Origin of the sequence: Streptococcus ferus DSM 20646 (assembly GCF_000372425.1) — a bacterium.
Taxonomy (GTDB): domain Bacteria; phylum Bacillota; class Bacilli; order Lactobacillales; family Streptococcaceae; genus Streptococcus; species Streptococcus ferus.
The window spans coordinates 540293-559136 of the sequence record NZ_AQVD01000001.1 but is presented as its reverse complement, the minus strand read 5'-3'; the positions used below and the strand labels follow the sequence as shown (position 1 = coordinate 559136).

Annotated in this window: 17 protein-coding genes and 1 other annotated feature; of the genes, 14 read left to right on the top strand and 3 right to left on the bottom strand. The window is 43.5% G+C overall.

The features are described 5' to 3' along the window. The first annotated feature begins 190 nt into the window (after positions 1-190). The 4 genes from clpX to mmuM all read left to right on the top strand — a co-directional run bounded on the left by clpX (position 191) and on the right by mmuM (position 4459). Positions 191-1423: an ATP-dependent Clp protease ATP-binding subunit ClpX gene (gene clpX, locus A3GY_RS0102815; protein ID WP_018029889.1), complete on the top strand. Its 1233-nt coding sequence runs from the start codon at positions 191-193 to the stop codon at positions 1421-1423. 10 nt (positions 1424-1433) lie between these two features. After that, complete coding sequence (gene yihA / locus A3GY_RS0102810; RefSeq protein ID WP_018029888.1) at positions 1434-2021, top strand: ribosome biogenesis GTP-binding protein YihA/YsxC; 588 nt, start codon at positions 1434-1436, stop codon at positions 2019-2021. Between the two features lie 101 nt (positions 2022-2122). Further along, positions 2123-3499, top strand: coding sequence for an amino acid permease (locus tag A3GY_RS0102805; RefSeq protein ID WP_018029887.1), 1377 nt, complete (start codon positions 2123-2125; stop codon positions 3497-3499). Positions 3500-3508: 9 nt separating this feature from the next. Continuing rightward, complete coding sequence (gene mmuM / locus A3GY_RS0102800; RefSeq protein WP_018029886.1) at positions 3509-4459, top strand: homocysteine S-methyltransferase; 951 nt, start codon at positions 3509-3511, stop codon at positions 4457-4459. 14 nt (positions 4460-4473) lie between these two features. Here mmuM and A3GY_RS0102795 read toward each other — a convergent pair whose 3' ends face one another. Then, positions 4474-5733, bottom strand: coding sequence for an aminotransferase-like domain-containing protein (locus tag A3GY_RS0102795; protein WP_018029885.1), 1260 nt, complete (start codon positions 5731-5733; stop codon positions 4474-4476). 95 nt (positions 5734-5828) lie between these two features. Between A3GY_RS0102795 and A3GY_RS0102790 the strand changes: the two genes are divergently transcribed. Continuing rightward, positions 5829-6701, top strand: coding sequence for a pyridoxamine kinase (locus A3GY_RS0102790; RefSeq protein WP_026161893.1), 873 nt, complete (start codon positions 5829-5831; stop codon positions 6699-6701). Continuing rightward, entirely contained in the window at positions 6670-7203 is a 534-nt protein-coding gene (locus A3GY_RS0102785; RefSeq protein ID WP_018029883.1) for an ECF transporter S component, read from the top strand. The genes A3GY_RS0102790 and A3GY_RS0102785 overlap by 32 nt, the downstream gene beginning before the upstream one ends. 46 nt (positions 7204-7249) lie before the next feature. Here A3GY_RS0102785 and A3GY_RS0102780 read toward each other — a convergent pair whose 3' ends face one another. Continuing rightward, complete coding sequence (locus A3GY_RS0102780; RefSeq protein ID WP_026161892.1) at positions 7250-9355, bottom strand: AAA family ATPase; 2106 nt, start codon at positions 9353-9355, stop codon at positions 7250-7252. A 244-nt stretch (positions 9356-9599) separates the two neighbouring features. Further along, positions 9600-9730: a sequence feature (ribosomal protein L10 leader region), on the top strand. Between the two features lie 32 nt (positions 9731-9762). Between A3GY_RS0102780 and rplJ the strand changes: the two genes are divergently transcribed. From rplJ to A3GY_RS0102750, 6 genes are all read left to right on the top strand, one after another. Then, positions 9763-10266, top strand: a complete 504-nt coding sequence (gene rplJ, locus A3GY_RS0102775; RefSeq protein WP_018029881.1) for a 50S ribosomal protein L10 — start codon at positions 9763-9765, stop codon at positions 10264-10266. A gap of 65 nt (positions 10267-10331) precedes the next feature. After that, on the top strand, positions 10332-10700 hold the full coding sequence (rplL, locus tag A3GY_RS0102770) for a 50S ribosomal protein L7/L12 (RefSeq protein ID WP_018029880.1): 369 nt from the start codon (positions 10332-10334) through the stop codon (positions 10698-10700). Between the two features lie 220 nt (positions 10701-10920). Next, positions 10921-12048 (top strand): low temperature requirement protein A, encoded by a 1128-nt coding sequence (locus tag A3GY_RS0102765; RefSeq protein ID WP_018029879.1) that lies wholly within the window; start codon positions 10921-10923, stop codon positions 12046-12048. 156 nt (positions 12049-12204) lie between these two features. Then, entirely contained in the window at positions 12205-13191 is a 987-nt protein-coding gene (locus tag A3GY_RS0102760; protein WP_018029878.1) for an aldo/keto reductase, read from the top strand. 199 nt (positions 13192-13390) lie between these two features. Beyond that, entirely contained in the window at positions 13391-14227 is an 837-nt protein-coding gene (gene licT / locus A3GY_RS0102755) for a BglG family transcription antiterminator LicT (protein ID WP_018029877.1), read from the top strand. A 190-nt stretch (positions 14228-14417) separates the two neighbouring features. Further along, positions 14418-16331 carry a beta-glucoside-specific PTS transporter subunit IIABC gene (locus A3GY_RS0102750; protein ID WP_018029876.1) on the top strand — a complete coding sequence of 638 codons (1914 nt, stop codon included), beginning with the start codon at positions 14418-14420 and terminating at the stop codon, positions 16329-16331. A gap of 41 nt (positions 16332-16372) precedes the next feature. Here the strand turns inward: A3GY_RS0102750 and A3GY_RS0102745 are convergent, their stop codons facing one another. Beyond that, positions 16373-16711, bottom strand: coding sequence for a putative quinol monooxygenase (locus A3GY_RS0102745; protein WP_026161891.1), 339 nt, complete (start codon positions 16709-16711; stop codon positions 16373-16375). Positions 16712-16915: 204 nt separating this feature from the next. On the opposite strand from A3GY_RS0102745, the gene A3GY_RS0102740 reads away from it, so the two are divergent. Next, positions 16916-17299, top strand: a complete 384-nt coding sequence (locus A3GY_RS0102740; RefSeq protein WP_018029874.1) for a VOC family protein — start codon at positions 16916-16918, stop codon at positions 17297-17299. A 40-nt stretch (positions 17300-17339) separates the two neighbouring features. Next, positions 17340-18821 (top strand): glycoside hydrolase family 1 protein, encoded by a 1482-nt coding sequence (locus A3GY_RS0102735; protein ID WP_018029873.1) that lies wholly within the window; start codon positions 17340-17342, stop codon positions 18819-18821. Positions 18822-18844 lie beyond the last annotated feature (23 nt).

Here is an 18844-nt window from a genome sequence, read left to right as displayed (position 1 = left end):
AGAAGTATTTTTGGAGTATTTACTGCCTTTTTATGTGCCATTTGTATTTTATGTGCCATTCCGGCGTTTAGAAAAAATCGTTATGGCTTGGGCATATTCTTTTTGCTGAATGCCTTCACGAATATTGTCAACACGATTCACGCCTTTTATGGCACCTTGTTTTAATGTATAGAAGAAAATAGAGGAAAAAATGACTGGAACAAGAACTAACGATGTCACTGTCCACTGCTCATTCTGTGGCAAAAGTCAGGACGAAGTAAGAAAAATCATTGCTGGTAACGGCGTTTTCATCTGTAATGAATGTGTCGAATTGTCACAAGAGATTATTCGTGAGGAATTGTCTGAAGAAGTCCTGTCAGACTTGGCAGAAGTCCCTAAACCGAAAGAACTACTGGATATTCTCAATAATTATGTCATTGGTCAGGATCGTGCCAAACGGGCTTTGGCTGTTGCTGTCTATAACCACTACAAGCGTGTCAGCTTTACTGAGAGCCGCGATGAAGAAGATGTTGATTTGCAAAAGTCCAACATCCTGATGATCGGCCCTACCGGTTCAGGCAAGACGTTCTTGGCGCAGACACTAGCTAAGAGCCTCAATGTTCCATTTGCGATTGCAGATGCGACAGCTTTGACCGAGGCCGGTTATGTTGGAGAAGATGTTGAAAACATTTTGCTTAAGCTGATTCAGGCTGCTGATTTTAATATTGAACGTGCGGAACGTGGCATTATCTATGTAGATGAGATTGATAAGATTGCTAAGAAAGGCGAGAACGTCTCAATCACCCGAGATGTTTCAGGTGAAGGTGTTCAGCAGGCCTTACTTAAAATTATTGAAGGTACGGTTGCCAGTGTTCCCCCACAAGGAGGGCGCAAGCATCCGCAGCAAGAGATGATTCAAATCGATACGAAGAATATCCTCTTCATCGTTGGAGGTGCCTTTGACGGGATCGAAGAAATCGTCAAACAGCGCCTCGGTGAGAAAATTATCGGATTCGGTCAGTCCAACCGCAAAATTGATGATCAGGCTTCTTATATGCAGGAAATTATCTCCGAGGACATTCAAAAATTTGGTCTTATTCCAGAGTTCATCGGTCGTCTGCCAGTTATTGCAGCTCTTGAGCAGCTGACAGTTGACGACTTGGTTAAAATTCTGACAGAGCCCAGAAATGCTCTGGTGAAACAGTATCAAACCCTCCTGTCTTATGACGGTGTAGAATTAGAATTTGACAGAGAGGCTTTAGAAGCGATTGCTCAGAAAGCTATTGAACGTAAAACAGGTGCTCGCGGCCTTCGCTCTATTATTGAGGAAACCATGCTGGATATCATGTTTGAAATTCCAAGTGAGGAAGATGTTACCTCTGTCCGTATTACCAAGGCTGCCGTTGATGGCCGTGATAAGCCTATTTTAGAAACAGCTTCTTAAGGGGGCTTCAATGGAATTAAATACCCATAAAGCTGATATTCTTCTGAGTGCCGCCTCTAAAGCTCATTATCCGCAGGATGATCTTCCAGAGATTGCTTTGGCTGGTCGCTCAAACGTTGGCAAATCAAGTTTTATCAATACGCTTCTGGGAAGAAAGAATTTAGCACGGACATCCAGTAAACCAGGGAAAACCCAGCTTCTGAATTTTTATAATATAGATGACAAGCTGCGATTTGTTGATGTCCCTGGCTATGGTTATGCCAAGGTTTCCAAGAGTGAACGCGCAAAATGGGGTAAGATGATAGAAGAATACCTAACCCAGCGTGAAAACCTGCGAGCTGTGGTCAGTTTGATTGATATGCGTCATGAGCCGACAGCAGATGACGTTCAGATGTATGATTTTCTGAAGTACTACGACATCCCAGTTATTCTAGTGGCGACTAAGGCTGATAAAGTCCCCCGAGGAAAGTGGAACAAGCAGGAGTCTCTCATCAAGAAAAAGTTAGCGTTTGACCAAGCAGACCAATTCATTGTCTTCTCTTCTGTTAGCAAGGAAGGTTTGGATTTATCATGGGAGACCATTTTATCTTATCTGTAAAGACCGCTCATAGGCGGTCTTTTTAGCTAGCTATAAAAAATAACTAATTATTGAGGCTTCTAAGTGTGGTATGATAGATTTATTACATTTTTGGAGGTCTTATGGAAAATCATAATTTTGAAGATGAGGGGAAATTTCAGCGAAAAATGACCAGCCGACATCTCTTTATGCTGTCTCTGGGGGGCGTTATTGGGACAGGTCTTTTTCTTAGTTCAGGTTATACCATTGCTCAGGCTGGTCCTTTTGGTGCTATCCTTTCTTACTTAGTGGGAGCTCTGGTGGTTTACCTGGTGATGCTGTCACTAGGAGAGCTAGCGGTGGCCATGCCTGTCACAGGTTCTTTTCACACTTACGCCACTAAGTTTATCAGTCCTGGGACAGGCTTTACTGTGGCTTGGCTCTATTGGATATGTTGGACGGTAGCTTTAGGAACGGAGTTTCTTGGGGCAGGGATGCTGATGGAGCGATGGTTCCCGCAAGTGCCGGCCTGGATTTTTGCCGCCTTATTTGCTGCGATTATCTTTTTGCTTAACGCTCTGTCGGTTCGTTCCTTTGCTGAGGCAGAATTCTACTTTTCAAGCATCAAGGTTATCACCATTATTTTATTTATTCTACTGGGCTTGTTAGCCATGTTTGGGGTAATTGATTTTAAAGGCAGTCAGGAGGCACCTTTCTTCAGCAATTTGACAGAGCATGGTCTTTTCCCCAATGGCGTTGTAGCTGTTGTTTCTGTTATGCTGGCCGTCAACTATGCTTTTTCTGGAACAGAGTTAATTGGGATTGCTGCTGGTGAGACGGACAACCCGCAGGAAGCTGTTCCGCAAGCCATTCGAACGACTATTGGCCGTCTTGTGATTTTCTTTGTTTTAACCATTATTGTATTGGCTTCTCTTTTGCCAATGAAGGAAGCGGGCGTATCTAAAGCACCCTTTGTTACGGTTTTTGACCGTATCGGAATTCCCTTCGCAGCTGATATCATGAATTTTGTGATTTTAACCGCCATCTTATCAGCTGGCAATTCTGGCCTCTATGCTTCAAGTCGGATGCTTTGGTCCTTGGCCAATGAAGGGATGATTTCTAAAAAGATTGTTCGGATTAACCAGCATGGTGTTCCCATGCGGGCTTTGCTGCTGTCAATGGTTGGTGCCCTTTTAGCTCTTTTTGCGAGTGTTTATGCAGCAGATACGGTCTTTCTGGCGCTTGTGTCTATTGCTGGTTTTGCTGTTGTAGCAGTGTGGCTGTCAATCCCCGTTGCTCAGATTAATTTTAGAAAAGAGTTCCTGAAAAGCCACTCCCAGGAGGAGTTGACTTATAAGACGCCTTTTAATCCCGTTCTTCCTTATGTCACTATCAGTCTTTTGCTGCTATCTATGATTGGGATTGCTTGGGATGCTTCACAGCGGGCAGGTCTCTATTTTGGGGTTCCTTTTGTGATTTGCTCTTATCTTTATTATTACCTGCGCTATAAGCGTTTCTAAGGAGGTTATATGGGACGTTTTAAAGGCTTATTAGGGGATCGGCCCTACTTGCTCTTACACGGTGCTTTGGGGACTGAATTGGAATTTAGAGGACAAGACGTTTCTGGGAAACTCTGGTCTGCCCGTTATTTGATTGAGCAGCCTGAGCTGATCCAAGACATTCATGAAGATTATCTCCGTGCAGGAGCTGATATCGTCACAACCTCCTCTTATCAGGCCAGCATACCGGGCTTTTTAGATTATGGTCTCTCCGAAGAAGAAGCCAGACAGATGATTACCACAACCGTTCACTTAGCTAATCAGGCTAGAGAAAGGGTTTGGAGCGACTTGCTTCCAAAAGAACGTGCTCGCCGTATTTACCCGCTGATCAGCGGTGATGTCGGCCCCTATGCGGCTTATCTGGCAGATGGTTCTGAGTACACGGGAGATTACGGTGTTATAGATAAGGAGCATTTGAAAAATTTTCATCGCTCTCGCATCAAGCTGCTCCTAGAAGCAGGCGTCGATTTGCTGGCATTAGAAACCATGCCGAATCTGCTAGAAGTCGAAGCGCTTGTAGAACTTCTGGCAGAAGAATTTCCGCAAACAGAGGCCTATCTTAGTCTAACCTCTCAGGATGGTCAGCACCTGACAGACGGCAGCGCTATTGAAGAAGTCGCAAGATTGGCGGAAACCTCACCTCAAATCCTTGCCATAGGTATCAATTGCAGTTCACCTTTGCTTTTCAATACTTTGCTGGAAAAAATCAGAAAGGTTTCTTCCAAGCCCTTGGTAACCTATCCCAATTCGGGTGAGATTTATGATGGCAAAACCCAGACCTGGCACAAGGGTAGTGCCTCCGACTCTTCACTGCTGGAAAATACTCAAACTTGGCTGGCTCTTGGCGCTAAAGTTGTTGGCGGTTGTTGTCGAACAAGACCGGCTGATATTGCCTGCTTAAAAGCAGGGTTAGAAGCTTAATGAAAAAGACACTTTCACGATGAGAAAGTGTCTTTTAATTGGCTTAATGTCTGATCAAGAGAGCCATCGTTTCGAAGAGAGAGATAGCGATAGGGATTGTCACCAATATAAGAGGAGGTAAGAAAATCCCAATCTTTAACAGATAGGTGGTGGGTTTCGGGTAATTTCAAAACAAGGCTGTCAGTCAGGACGCGCCCCTCTAAGGCCAACTGATGATGTGTAAGAGATGTTTTCAGCTGCTGCCTTTTTTGTCGATGGAGCTGTCGAAGTTTTTCCGTATTGACCGCAAACATGCCATTATCAATATAAATCGAGAGAGCCTTTTGCATAATGAGATTGGTATCATAGTCAATCAGACTTTTATAAGCTAAAAACGCTTCTAAGAGCGCCTTAGGCAAAACCAGACTTCCCAGACGTAAGGCAGGAAACAGCGTTGTTGAGAAGGATTTAAGATAAATAACTTTTTCATGAGTATCTAAGTAATGAAGGGGGACATTACTTGGCCGGTCAAAATCAGCCATGTAATCATCTTCAACCAGATAAACATCGTATTTGTCAGCCAGCTCAACCAGAGTCTGCTTTTCTCGGTGGGAGTAGGAGAGTCCTAATGGATTGGAGAGGCGGGGGATGGTGTAGAAAAATTTGATGTCATGCTGCTGAAAGAGTTCTTCCAGTCTGTCAAAATCAAGCCCTTCAAATCCCCTTTGGATTGTTAAATAGGGAATTCCTTGACTGTTGACGATTCTGTTCATCCTGTGATAAGTAGGCTGTTCAAGCAGAATTGTTTTTTTATGGTTTGGAAAATGCATCCGGCTGAGAATATAGAGTGCCTGCTGGGTTCCAGACGTCACAACGATACGCTCTTCTTTACTGTAAATATCATTTTCTGAAAACAAGCGATGGAGCGAACGGATTAACTCGCTCAGTCCTCTCTGATCGTGGTAATAGTTGAAGAGGTAATCTTCTCGTCCCACCAAGGTTTCGCTAAGACATTTTTTAAAGTCATCAAAGGTGAAGCTCTGTTCAGACGACGACAGCTCAGGCAAGTCCAGTTCTTCTTGGTTGTTATCCAGGACATAGTAACCACTCTTAGCGACGGGGTAGATATAATTCTGGTATTTTAATTCGAGCAGTGCTTTCTGAACGGTGTCCTTGCTGCAAGAATAGGTCTGGCTGAGTTTTCGGATAGAGGGTAGACGCTCCCCACGTTTAAGTTGGCCTTGTTCAATAGCCTCTATTAGATGACTGACGATTTTTTGGAATTTACTAGGCATTTTTTGTCCCCATACAGTTTAAACTTAAGCCTATTGTACTATATTTGAAAATGTCTTACAATATTTTCATAGTTTTTGAGAGAAAAGGAGCCTTCATAATGAAACGAGTCATTATCGCCAATGATTTACCTGGTGTGGGAAAAGTTGCCTTGGCGGCAGCGATGCCTCTGATGGCTGCCTGTCAGATTGAGGCAGCTCCCTTGCCGACAGTTTTATTATCTTCGCATACGGCTGGCTTTAGTCCCTTGTTTTCTGATGATTACAGCAGAGGAATGGCAGAGATTCTCAAAATTTGGCAGGACAGTAGCTATTCTTTTGATGGTTTGGTGGCGGGATATCTCAGAAGCAAGGAGCAGATAAGGCTTTTGCTTGATTTTCTTGAGCGAAAACCCTTGCCACTATTTCTGGATCCGATTATGGCAGACAATGGCAGCTTATATCAGGGTTTCACCAATGATCAGGTATCTGAAATGCGGCGCCTGTCAAGACAGGCAGACCTTATCATCCCCAACTTAACAGAAGCAGCCCTTCTGACAGAGACCCCTTATTTAGAAGAAGGCTACCAGCCCCAAGAGATTGAAGATCTCTTGGGGAAGCTCAGCCAGCTTGGTCCTTCCATCGTGATTTTAACGGGTGTTTCATTTGAAAGCGGGAAAATCGGCCTCGCCATCTCTCAAAAAGGACAGGTGACTTACCTGATGTCTCCTGCCTATCCCGATCACTTTTACGGCACAGGAGATGTCTTAACCAGTATTCTGGCGGCAGCTTATTTTCAGGGAGTGGAGCTGATTGCTGCAGCTAAACTTGCCTTAGCTTTTTTGAACAAGAGTCTCCAGACGACTTTGGCCTTAAACAGAGATTTGAAATTCGGTCTTTGTTTTGAGCCGCATTTAGGAGATTTCATTAGAGATTATCAACGACTATTGGAGGAGAGAGATGAAAAAAGAGCATTTACGTCAGTCTATTGAAATTAGTTTATTCGCAGCCCTGATTATGGTGTCTGTTCAGTTTTTAAGGATACCAGTAGGAGCACAATTTATTCATCTTGGAAATGCTCTTGTTGTGATTGGGGTTTTAATTTTTGGAGCTCGGAAAGGCGCCATAGCAGCTAGTATTGGTTTAGGACTCTTTGATATTCTTAATGGCTATGCCGCAGAGGTATGGATAACCATTCTTGAAGCGCTTTTGGTCTGCTACGTGATTCATCTGGTCTATGAAAAAGGGCTAAAGGCAGACGACAGACCGAGCCATATCCTTCTGGTTGGTCTTGTGGCGGCGATTTCTAAAATCATCATGAATGCTTTTAAATACACGCTGATTAATATGACGATTGGCAGTCTAAACCTAACCCCAGCTTTTCTGGCTGCCCTTGTGAAGATAACAGGCACCTTCGGCACCTCTCTGCTCACCGTCTTAGCTGTTCCTATTCTCTATCCCATCTTCAAAAAAATATACCAAAGAGCAAACTAAAAACGGCTTGGGAGAAAAGCATCCCAAGTCGTTTTAAGCTTTTGTTTTAAGCCTCATGAGCTTCAATGATTAACACATCGTCCTGCATGTCAGCTTTTAAGTGTTTCACATCGGTGTGGTCAAGGTAAAAGTCAGTAACCTTATCACGGATTTCTTGTTCAATAACCCGGCGGAGCGGGCGAACTCCCATTGCCTCATCGTATCCTTTTTCAATGAGATGAGCTTTCGCAGCATCGCTGACAATTAAATCAATGCCTTTTTTGGCAAGTGTCTGATTAACTTCTGTCAGCATCAATTCTACGATTTCATTGAGGTCTTCCTTGGTCAGGTGAGAAAATTCAATCACGGCATTGAAACGGTTGAGAAATTCCGGACGGAAGTAAGGTGCAATCCGTTTCATGATATCCTGATCGTGCTGATCGTCACCAGTGAGTGCTTCGTTTCCAAAGCCGGCATTAGAAGTCGCGATAATTACGGTATTCTTGAAATTGATGGTATTCCCCTGACCGTCCGTTAAGCGGCCATCGTCAAGAACTTGAAGCAGAAGTGTGATGACCTGAGGGTCAGCTTTTTCGATTTCATCAAGCAGAATGATAGAGTAAGGATTGCGGCGGACACGTTCGGTCAGGGTATTGCTGTTGTCATCATAGCCAACATAGCCTGCGGTTGTTCCGATCAGCTTAGAAACAGCTGTGCGGTCGCTGTACTCGGACATATCAAGCCTGATGATAGCATCTTTGGAGCCGAACATATCCAGAGCCAACTGTTTGGCTAATTCTGTTTTACCGACTCCGGTAGGACCGACAAAGAGGAAGCTGCCAATAGGACGGTTGCCTTCGTCAAAACCAGCACGGTTACGGCGGATAGCTCGAGAAACAGCTTCGACAGCTTCATCTTGTCCGATAACTTTGCCCTTCAAACGTGAATTCATTTCCTTGAGACGTTCGATATCGCTGGTTCCCATTTTAGAAACAGGAATCCCAGTTAGCCTTTCCACTGCCTCAGCGACATCATTAACGCTGGCAGTTACCTTATGACCTTCAGTGTGATTGTCAATTTGACTTTGAAGCTGATCGATCTTTGTCTTGGCCTTGAGGGCTTCTTCGTAGTCCTCTTTATCGGCAGCTGCCTGCTGTCTGTCCTTTTGCTCTTGAATTTCTTTTTCAAGCGTTTTGACATCTGTCACAGGATGCTGGGCCGCCAAATGAGCAGCAGTCATATCAACCAAATCAATAGCCTTGTCCGGAAGACTTCTCTGTGGAATATACTGGACAGATAAGTCCACGGCGGCTTTCAGGACATCATCTGGTAAGACAACGTTGTGGTGCTTTTCGTATAAATCCCGAATTCCCATTAGGATATTGAAGGTATCCTGAGCAGAAGGAGCATTGACCTTAACCTCATTAAAACGGCGGGCAAGGGCTGCATTTTTCAAGATAGTATTGCGGTATTCATCCTGAGTGGTTGCCCCAATAACTGTCAGTTCTCCGCGAGAAAGAGCAGGTTTCAAGATATCAGCGAGCCCTTTGGAACCACTGTCGCCTCCCATTCCTCCGGCACCGAGAATCTGATGGATTTCGTCAAAGAAGAGGATAATATTGCCCGCTTCCTTCACTTCTGTCACCAAATTTTGAATGTTTTCTTCGAAAGAACCACGGTACTGCGTACCTGCTTCGAGTCCAGAAATGTCAATCGAAATGATTTCCTTGTTCTTAATAGCGGCCGGAACATCTCCGTTGATGATAGCCTGAGCCAATCCTTCCACGACAGCTGTTTTACCAACCCCGGCATCACCGACAAGGACAGGGTTGTTTTTGGTACGACGAGCCAAAATTTCTGCTGTTTCCTGAATTTCCTTGTTTCGTCCAATGACGGGATCAAGGTTGCCTTGGCGGGCTTCATCAGTTAGGTTGCGACCTAATTTTGCTAAAATACCATCTTGTTTAGGGGCTTGAGCTTTGCCGTCCTGATAGTGCTGAGCAGCTGCGCTGCCAGGAAGTTTTCCTGTTTGGCGGTAGTGAGCAAATTCTTCGGGCGTCACCTCACGACCGTTAATCAGGTAACGGCGATTTTCGCTATTATAGCCTCCCATATTCCCCATTAATTGATTGAAAATATCGTCCATGTTATCAAAATGATCAAAATTTGCCATAATCATTACCTCGTATTTCTTAAAAGTAGCTGTAGCAGAAAAACTTTCTGCTGTGTGGTAGTACAGATGGTGATTTCAGTAGGGTAGAAAAGCCCTAATGCTCTGTATGACCATCTATGCTATAATTATACCTCTCTAACTGTTATATGTCAATACAAAAGTGTTATATAATAAAAAATAATTTAGAGTGATTTCTTTAGAAAGAATAGCTTGACAATAAGCTTAAATATGGTATGATAAATAAGGTTTTGAATAAAACTGACCTAAGACAGCAGGGGAGCTAGACTCATAAGATTCCTGCCGAGGCACAAAACGTCAATTTTAAACGTATTGTACTTTCGTGTCTGGGTTCGGGTGCGATTTTTTTATTGTACCCAGCCAAAAATAAAAACGGAGGTTAAACACTGATGAGTGAAGCTAGTATTGCTAAAAAAGCGGAATTAGTTGATGTAGTCGCTGAGAAAATGAAAGCTGCTGCAAGTATTGTAGTCGTTGATTCTCGCGGTCTTACAGTAGAGCAAGACACTGTTCTTCGCCGTTCACTTCGTGAAGCGGGTGTTGAGTTTAAAGTAATTAAAAACTCAATTTTGAGCCGTGCTGCTGAAAAAGCAGGTCTCGAAGGTTTCGGAGATGTCTTTACTGGACCATCTGCTGTAGCATTTTCAAATGAAGATGTTGTAGCACCGGCTAAAATCATTAACGATTTTGCGAAAACAGCTGAAGCACTTGAAATCAAAGGTGGTGCTATTGAGGGTGCTGTTTCTTCTAAAGAAGAAATCAAAGCTCTTGCAACATTGCCAAGCAGAGAAGGACTTCTTTCTATGCTCTTGTCTGTACTTCAAGCGCCCGTTCGCAACGTTGCATACGCAGTTAAAGCTGTTGCAGAAAACAAAGACGAAGACGCTGCATAAGTCTTCAAGGCGTCGTTTTGAACGACAGATTATTTAATTAAAAACATTTTTGGAGGAAAATCACAATGGCATTGAACATTGAAAACATTATTGCTGAAATTAAAGAAGCTACTATTCTTGAGCTTAACGATCTTGTAAAAGCAATCGAAGAAGAATTTGGTGTAACTGCGGCTGCTCCTGTAGCTGTAGCTGGTGCAGCAGGTGGAGAAGAAGCTGCTGCTAAAGATTCATTCGATATCGAATTGACTTCTGGCGGCGACAAGAAAGTTGCTGTTATCAAAGTTGTTCGTGAAATCACTGGCGAAGGCCTTAAAGAAGCGAAAGCTCTCGTTGACAACGCACCATCTGTTCTTAAAGAAGGTGTTGCAGCAGCAGAAGCTGAAGAACTTAAAGCGAAACTTGAAGAAGCTGGTGCTTCAGTTACACTTAAATAATCATTTAATGGTAAAAAAGGATGACTTCGCTTGAAGCCCCTTGGAAACACCCCCGCAAATCTTGTGGGGGTGTTTGTTTTTTATCCCTATCTGACGAGTCAATAGAAAGTGGAGATAAACTGTGGTAAAAACACAGTATCGCCTATGACATTGTCTTTCCTTAGTTTCGGTGTTATACTGATAAGGCTAACCTATACGCATTTATTTTAGAGGAGGTTTTATGTCACTTATTAAACATAAAAAGGTAGAGCTTACGGAGCTTTTTTATGATTTAGTTTACGTCTATACCATAAGTCAGCTAACCTCTATCATTCATCATGTTCATCACGGCTTCGTAACGCCCTATGCTTTTTTCACGTTTGTTATCGCCCTGATTATTTTTATCAATTCTTGGATGGTGCAAACGGTTTTTACCAATCGTTTTGGTCAAAACAGTTTGACCAATATTCTGTTTATGTTTGCGCAAATGCTCTGTCTTTTGATTGCCTCAACGGCGGTGACAGAAGAATGGTCGAAGAGTTTTGTTCCATTTATCCTACCAATGGCTTTTATTTCCTTAATTCTTTTGGTGCAGTATATCGTTGAGTATTTTAAGGCTGAGGCGGAAGCAGATCGCGGCTTAATTCGCCAATATTTTTATATCTTGGGTATTCGTTCACTGACCTTGTTGGTGTCAATCTTTTTACCCTATCAGCTTGGTTTGATTGTGGCTGTTGCTGGAGTTTTGCTGACATGGATTTTGCCAGGGGTTCTAACCAATCCAAAACAGGGATATGTGTCAGAGGATGTACGTGCGATTAATTTTCCGCACTTGATTGAGCGCTTATCGCTTCTTGTCATTATCACTTTTGGTGAAATGATTATTGGGATCGCGCCTTACTTTTCAACAGAACGTTTATCAGTAGCATCTTTTTTGATTTTTATTATCGTGACTAATTTGTTTATGATTTATATTGTTGAAATCGATCATATGATTGAAGTTAATCAGGAGGGGGTGACAGGAAATGGTGCTATTTATTGCCATTATCCAATTCTGCTGGGACTTAGCCTTATTACGGTTTCTTTAAGTTTTTTAGGAGACCAAACAGCGGATAATCTTTTCTCGGTCAGTCTTCTATATCTTGGTATTGGCATCTTGATGGTCGGGGTTTTGGCGCATCAGCCTTACAATAAACGCAGCCATCAATTTACAGCAGGTCTTTATTGGATGGCATTTGGTCTGCCTCTAGCAGGCTTTCTTATCAGCTCCTTAATGCTCCAGTTTTCTCTGGCCTTAATTGTGATAGCCTTTTTGGTTACTTTAGTTATGATGATGAGCATTATTTCTTTCCATCTAAAACGTCTTTAGAAAAAGTTTCAAGTAGAGATTATCGCGATCCGTTTCCCCACGGTTGGGTAAGGTCGTAAGTGATTTTAGATGAATAGACTGTTTTGACTTGACTTAGAGTTAACTCCAAGGTATATAATGAGACCGTTTCAAACTAAAAATTGAGGGGGATCTCTTATGGAGTACACAAAATTAGGAAATACTGGTCTTGAAGTGTCAAAATTATGTCTGGGTTGTATGAGTTTTGGGGATGCCAGTCTTGGTTTTCATTCGGGCTGGCTGCTGGATGAAGAAAAATCACGTGTTATCCTTAAAAAAGCACTTGATTTGGGGGTTAATTTTTTTGACACCGCTAATGTTTATGGAAATGGAACCAGTGAGGAATACTTGGGGCGTGCCTTGCGTGACTTTGCTGATCGTAATGAAGTGATTATTGCCACCAAAGTTTTCTTTGGGGATGGTCTGCATGAGGGCAGAAATACAACCGGCTTGTCGCGTAAGGCCATTTTTAGTCAGGTAGAGGCCAGTCTGAAACGCTTAGGAACAGATTATATTGATGTGCTTTATATTCACCGCTGGGATTACAAGACACCGATTGAAGAAACCATGGCTGCCCTTAATGATTTAGTTCGTTCGGGTAAAGTACACTATCTTGGGGCGTCAGCCATGTACACTTGGCAATTCCAAAAAGCACAGTATGTAGCGGAGAAAAATGGCTGGACAAAATTTTCTGTCATGCAAAATCATTACAATATGCTTTATCGTGAGGATGAACGGGAAATGATTCCTTTCTGTAAGGATACCGGTGTGGGCTTAGCACCCTATAGTCCTTTCGCAGCAGGGCGCGTAGTACGTGATTGGAACGCAGATACGGCGCGCAGTAAGACAGATGAAATTGCTAAATCTAAGTACGACAGCACAGAAGCACAGGATAAAGTTATTGTTGAGCGTGTTGCAGAAATAGCCGAAAAGTATGGGGTAACACGAGCGCAAGTTGCGCTTGCTTGGCTCTGGGAAAAAGGTATTGATTCACCGATTGTAGGAGTGACAAAAGAAAAATACTTAGATGATTTCATGGGAGCTTTTAATGTGACTCTGACAGATAAAGACATGGCCTTTCTGGATGAAAATTATTTACCGCATAAAATCGTCGGTGCTTTGTGAGACATCGACAAGTCTTTAGCATACTCCAATAAGTCCGATGTTTCTAAAGCGCTTGCAAATGCTTTCTCTTTTTGGTATTATAGGCCTAAAGGATTGTTACTGGTAAGCAGGCAAAACCTAAGCAGATAGGAGGAGTGCAACCTTTTGGTACACTTCTTAGCTGTTTAGGTTCTTTTTTATAAAATCATCGGAGAAAATGATGCTAAAGATTGATAAAGTCTACAACAACAATGTAGTTCAGGCCAGCAATACGGAAGGGGAGGAACTAATTGTTATGGGACGGGGGCTCGGTTTCCAAAAGAAACCGGGAGACATTCTCGACTCTGATAGAATCGAAAAAACCTTTATTTTACAGAATGATCAGCAGTTGATAGACCTTAAGCAAATTTTTGATGCCTTGTCGCATGATGAGATACAACTGATTAATCAGCTCATTCGTCGGGCAGAGGTCGTTTTGGATACCAGTTTTGAACTCTCTCTTTATGTGGCACTGGCAGATCATCTGCATTTTGCGCTGGAAAGGACTGAGCAGGGCTTGACGATTGAAAATCCCCTAGCTTGGGAAATTCGCAAGTTTTATCCAAAAGAGTATCAGCTTGGTCTCGAGGCACTGGTCCTGATAGAAGAGCGTTTGGGACAGAAACTGGGGCATTCAGAAGCTTCTTCGATTGCTCTGCATTTTGTGAACGCTCAGAATAATAGAGCTATTGATAAGGAATCTTACGCTATCAGCAGACTTGTGACTCAGATTTTAGATATTGTCCGTCTCCATTTTAGTTTTGAAATGGACGAAGAAGACACAAGTTACCATCGCTTTGCGACTCATGTTCAGTACTTTGCCCAGCGAGTCATCAATGGTTTGGTTCAAGGGGGCAATGATGCTTTTCTCTACGAACAAGTGAAGGATAATTATCCGCAATCTTTTGCCTGCACGCAGAAGATTAAACGTTTCATCAGTGAATCCTACCAATTTGAAATGAGCAAAGATGAGCAAGTTTATTTGACCATTCATATCCAGCGATTGAAACGAAGATAATTTTTTGAAGAAAACGCTTGCAACTTTGATGAATCTATGCTATCCTAATAACATCATAAAGGATTGTTACTGTCAGGCAGGCAAAACCTAAATATATACACAATACTCTTTTTGGTTATCTCCAAAGGGCAGTATTAGGTATATGTTTAGGTTTTTTCTGTTTTTGCAGTAAAAGAAAGGAGCCGTATAGATGGCAAAGGATTATACAGATTTGGCTGCAGATATTGTTGCTCATGTGGGTGGCAAGGATAATATCAGCAACCTTAAGCATTGTGTGACACGTCTGCGTTTTACACTCAAGGATGAAGGTAAGGCGGATACAGACTACCTGAAGCGCCGTGATGGAGTCGTGACAGTAGTGCAGGCAGGGGGACAGTATCAGGTGGTGATTGGAAACCATGTTCCAGATGTCTATGCTGCAGTACAGCAAGTGGCTGGTATTTCAGGAGATGGCAGTCTTGATATTGATGAAGGTGATCTGCCCAAGGGCAATCTCTTTGATCGCTTCATTGACTTGGTAGCAGGCGTTTTCCAGCCTTTCCTAGGTCCTTTGGCGGCAGCCGGTATCATCAAGGGCTTGATCGCTATTTTGGGAACAGCTCTTGGCTGGAATAGTACCAACAGTGCCCTCTATGCGATTCTTGAAGCGGCTGGCGATGGTTTCTTCCAGTTCCTTCCAATCTTTATTGCACTGACAGCAGCCCGTAAGTTCAGAATGAACGAATTTACAGCGATTGCCATTGCGATGGCGCTTGTTTACCCAACCTTACCAGGAACCTTGGAAGTGCTGACAAAAGCAGGCTTGGATAATGTCTTTGGTATAATTCCATTTGCTCTTCCAAGTTCGGGCAGTTATTTATCCACTGTGATGCCGGCTATCCTAGCGATTTGGCTTGCTTCTCATATCGAGAAATGGATGAAGAAGATAACGCCAGATGTCGTCAAAGTTTTCGTGGTACCATTTGTGACTATCTTGGTGACGGTTCCATTGACCTTCTTGGTTGTAGGGCCTGTCGCAAACTTCCTTTCTGACCTTTTGTCTGGTGCTTTTACAGCCATTCAAAGCTTCAGTCCGCTGCTTTATGGTTTGATTTTAGGGGTCTCATGGCAAGTCTTGGTGATGTTCGGTTTGCACTGGGCAATTGTTCCGTTGGCCATTTTGGACGTTGCGACCAATGGTTTCTCAACAATCCTTGCACCAGCTCTCTTACCAAACTTTACGCAGACAGGTGTTCTGTTAGCCATTATTTTGAAGACAAAAGAACAAAAGGTAAAGTCCGTGGCAATGCCTGCCTTTATCTCTTCCATTTTCGGTGTCACAGAGCCAGCTATTTATGGTGTGACCCTTCCAATGAAAACGCCGTTCTACATCTCATGTGCCGTTTCTGGTCTGATTGGCGCAGCTATGCAGGTTTTAAATATCGGTGGATACAGTATTGGCGGTATGGGTGTCTTCCTTTATCCATCATTGGTAAACCCCAAAACCGGCAATTTAATGCCGATGTACATCGCTATTGGTTTGACAGTCGTAGCCATTCTGGTTTCATTCGCGCTTCAAATGATGCTACCCGTTCCTTATCTCTACGGAGATCCTAGTGAGAAAAAGGCTGATGATCAGCATAACGAAGTCACAGAACTGAAAGAAATCAAACAGGAAATTATTGCCTCACCACTCATTGGTAATGTGGTGAAACTTGAGAATGTGCCTGATCAAGTTTTCGCTTCTGGCGCTATGGGGAAAGGAATTGCTATCGATCCTTCTGACGGAATTTTGGTAGCACCTGCCAAAGCTAAGGTAACCCTAGTCTTTCCAACCAAGCATGCCGTTGGTCTTCAGACAGAAAATGGCGCTGAGATTCTCATTCACATCGGTATGGATACGGTCTCTTTGGCCGGTAAAGGTTTTGAATCTTTTGTTCAAGTTGGTGATCAGGTCGAGGCAGGGCAAAAATTGATGGCCTTTGATCTTAATGCCATCAAGGAGGCTGGTCTGCCAGTGATTACCCCAATCGTGGTGACGAATACGGATGACTTTACAGATATCCTAGTAACTCAAGAAAGTCAAGTCAATAGCGGTGATTACCTATTGACAGCAGTTAAGTGATTAGTAATTAGTAAAAGGAGTTGGACTTAAGTCAACTCCTTTTACCGTTCGTTTTTCAAATAGTCCCTATCATTCTCAGGAATTCCTGCCGCATCTGAAATGTAGCGCTCAGCTTGGACATTTAACTGATACTTTTGACGCAAGTCCAGAATATCCTGCATCATAGGGGAAGCATGATGGTCGTCTAAAGCTGCCTGATCTTTCCAGCTATCGACCAAGAGGATGGTTTCTGGATCAGTCAGTGACTGGTAGTAGCGATAGGCTAAGTTTCCCTCAGCCGCCCGAATCTTATCGGCGATACCGTCTTTTTCCATTTCTTGAGCGAATTTCAGGGCGTTCCCGTTTTTCCCAGTATAGTAGAGTTGCATTGTAATCATCACGTTGTGGTCCTTTCTAATTGATTGTCAGTAAAGTGGGTGTTTCCTCTATTAAGTTGCTTTCTAAGCCAGAAAAGCAGAAGATCAAGTCTTCACTTTTTGAAATCAGATGATAGTATCAGTATATCATATTATTGGCTAAGAAAAGGGCTTTCAATCCATTTATACTATATTTATAACAAAAAGACAAGCAAGGAGGGGAGAGGGATGAAAATCGAGCATCTGGCTCTCTATGTCAGGGACTTGGAGGGGGCGAAAGCCTTCTTTGAGACCTACTTTGAGGCCCAGTCCAACAACCTCTACCACAATCCTAAGACAGGCTTTTCTTCTTACTTCCTGAGCTTTACGGATGGGGCCCGTTTGGAAATCATGACCAAGACCAGCCTTGACCAGAGCCAGTTGCCTCTCGAGCGCCTCGGTTTTATCCACTTGGCTTTCTCTCTGGGGAGCAAGGAAAGGGTAGACCAGCTGACCCAGCGTTTGGTAGCTGATGGCTATGAGCTACTTTCAGGTCCCAGAACAACAGGGGATGGCTACTACGAATCCTGTCTGCTAGGTTTTGAAGACAATATGATTGAATTAACTGTTTAGGCTGGACCTAGACAAGAAAACTAAAAAAGGAGCATGTTACATGACACAATTTCCAAAGAATTTCCTCTGGGGTGGCGCCATTGCAGCCAACCAGGCAGAAGGTGCTTATAACGAAGATGGCCGTGGCCTTGTCCAAACTGACGTGACAACGGGTGGCACTGTGGACAGCCCCCGCTATACGACCTATATTGATAAGGATGGCAAGCCAGGAAAGGCTGGTGGAATGGGCCACAATGCCCGTATTCCAGAAGGGGCAACCTTTGCGGTCCTGGATGATTATTACTATCCTAACCACAAGGCGGTTGATTTTTATCATCGTTACAAGGAAGATATCAAGCTCTTTGCTGAAATGGGTTATTCCATTTTCCGCCTGTCCATTTCCTGGGCTCGGATTTTCCCAAATGGAGATGATGCGGAGCCAAATCAGGCTGGACTGGACTTTTACCGGTCGGTCTTTGAAGAGTGCCATAAGTACAATATCGAACCCCTGGTTTCCATCTGGCATTTTGATACCCCTTTGGCCCTAGAGCAAAACTACGGAGGTTGGAAAAACCGTAAACTCATCGGTTTCTATGTCAAGTATGCCGAAACTATCATGAAGGAATACAAGGACTTAGTCAAATACTGGCTAACCTTCAACGAAATCAACAATACCACCATGTTCCTAGACATGATGGGCGGCCATGGGACAGATGCAGATTACCAAGAGGGCTACCAAGTTCTCCATAACCAATTCGTTGCCTCTGCCAAGACAGTCCGCCTTGGAAAAACCATCAATCCAGACTTTGTATTTGGAAATATGATTTGTGGCATTACCTTCTACCCAGCAACCTGCGACCCAGCTGATATCTTAGCGGCAGAGCACAAGTGGCAGTCGGGTATCTACTATTGCGGAGATGTGCAGGTCAAGGGGGCCTATGGTACCTATGCCAAGAAACTATGGACTGAGCACAATGTGGAATTGGAGATAACAGAAGAAGATTTGGATGACCTAAAAAATGGTACGGTAGACATCTATACCTTCTCTTACTATATGTCCAACAATGTCACCACCCATGAAATCACAGATAAGGTGGCAGGTAACTTCTCAGCAGGGGTCCGCAATCCTTATCTGACCTATTCTGATTGGGGATGGGCTCATGATGCTATGGGTCTCCAATACTATCTTGAAAAAATCTATGACCGCTACCAAGTGCCTTTGATGGTAGTAGAAAATGGTCTGGGAGCCTTCGATACCGTCGAAGCAGATGGTTCTATCCATGATGACTACCGCATCGACTACCACCGGGCCCACATCAAGGCCATGTCAGATGCCATCGCCAACGGGGTGGACCTGATTGCCTACACCACTTGGGGCTGTATTGACCTCGTTTCAGCAGGTACAGGTGAAATGCGCAAACGCTACGGTTTCATCTATGTGGACATGGACGATGCTGGAAATGGAACCCTTGAGCGGACTCCGAAAGATTCCTTCTACTGGTATCAAAAAGTCATTGCCAGCAACGGTCAGGATTTGGAATAATCAAAAGATGCCTAAGATTTATC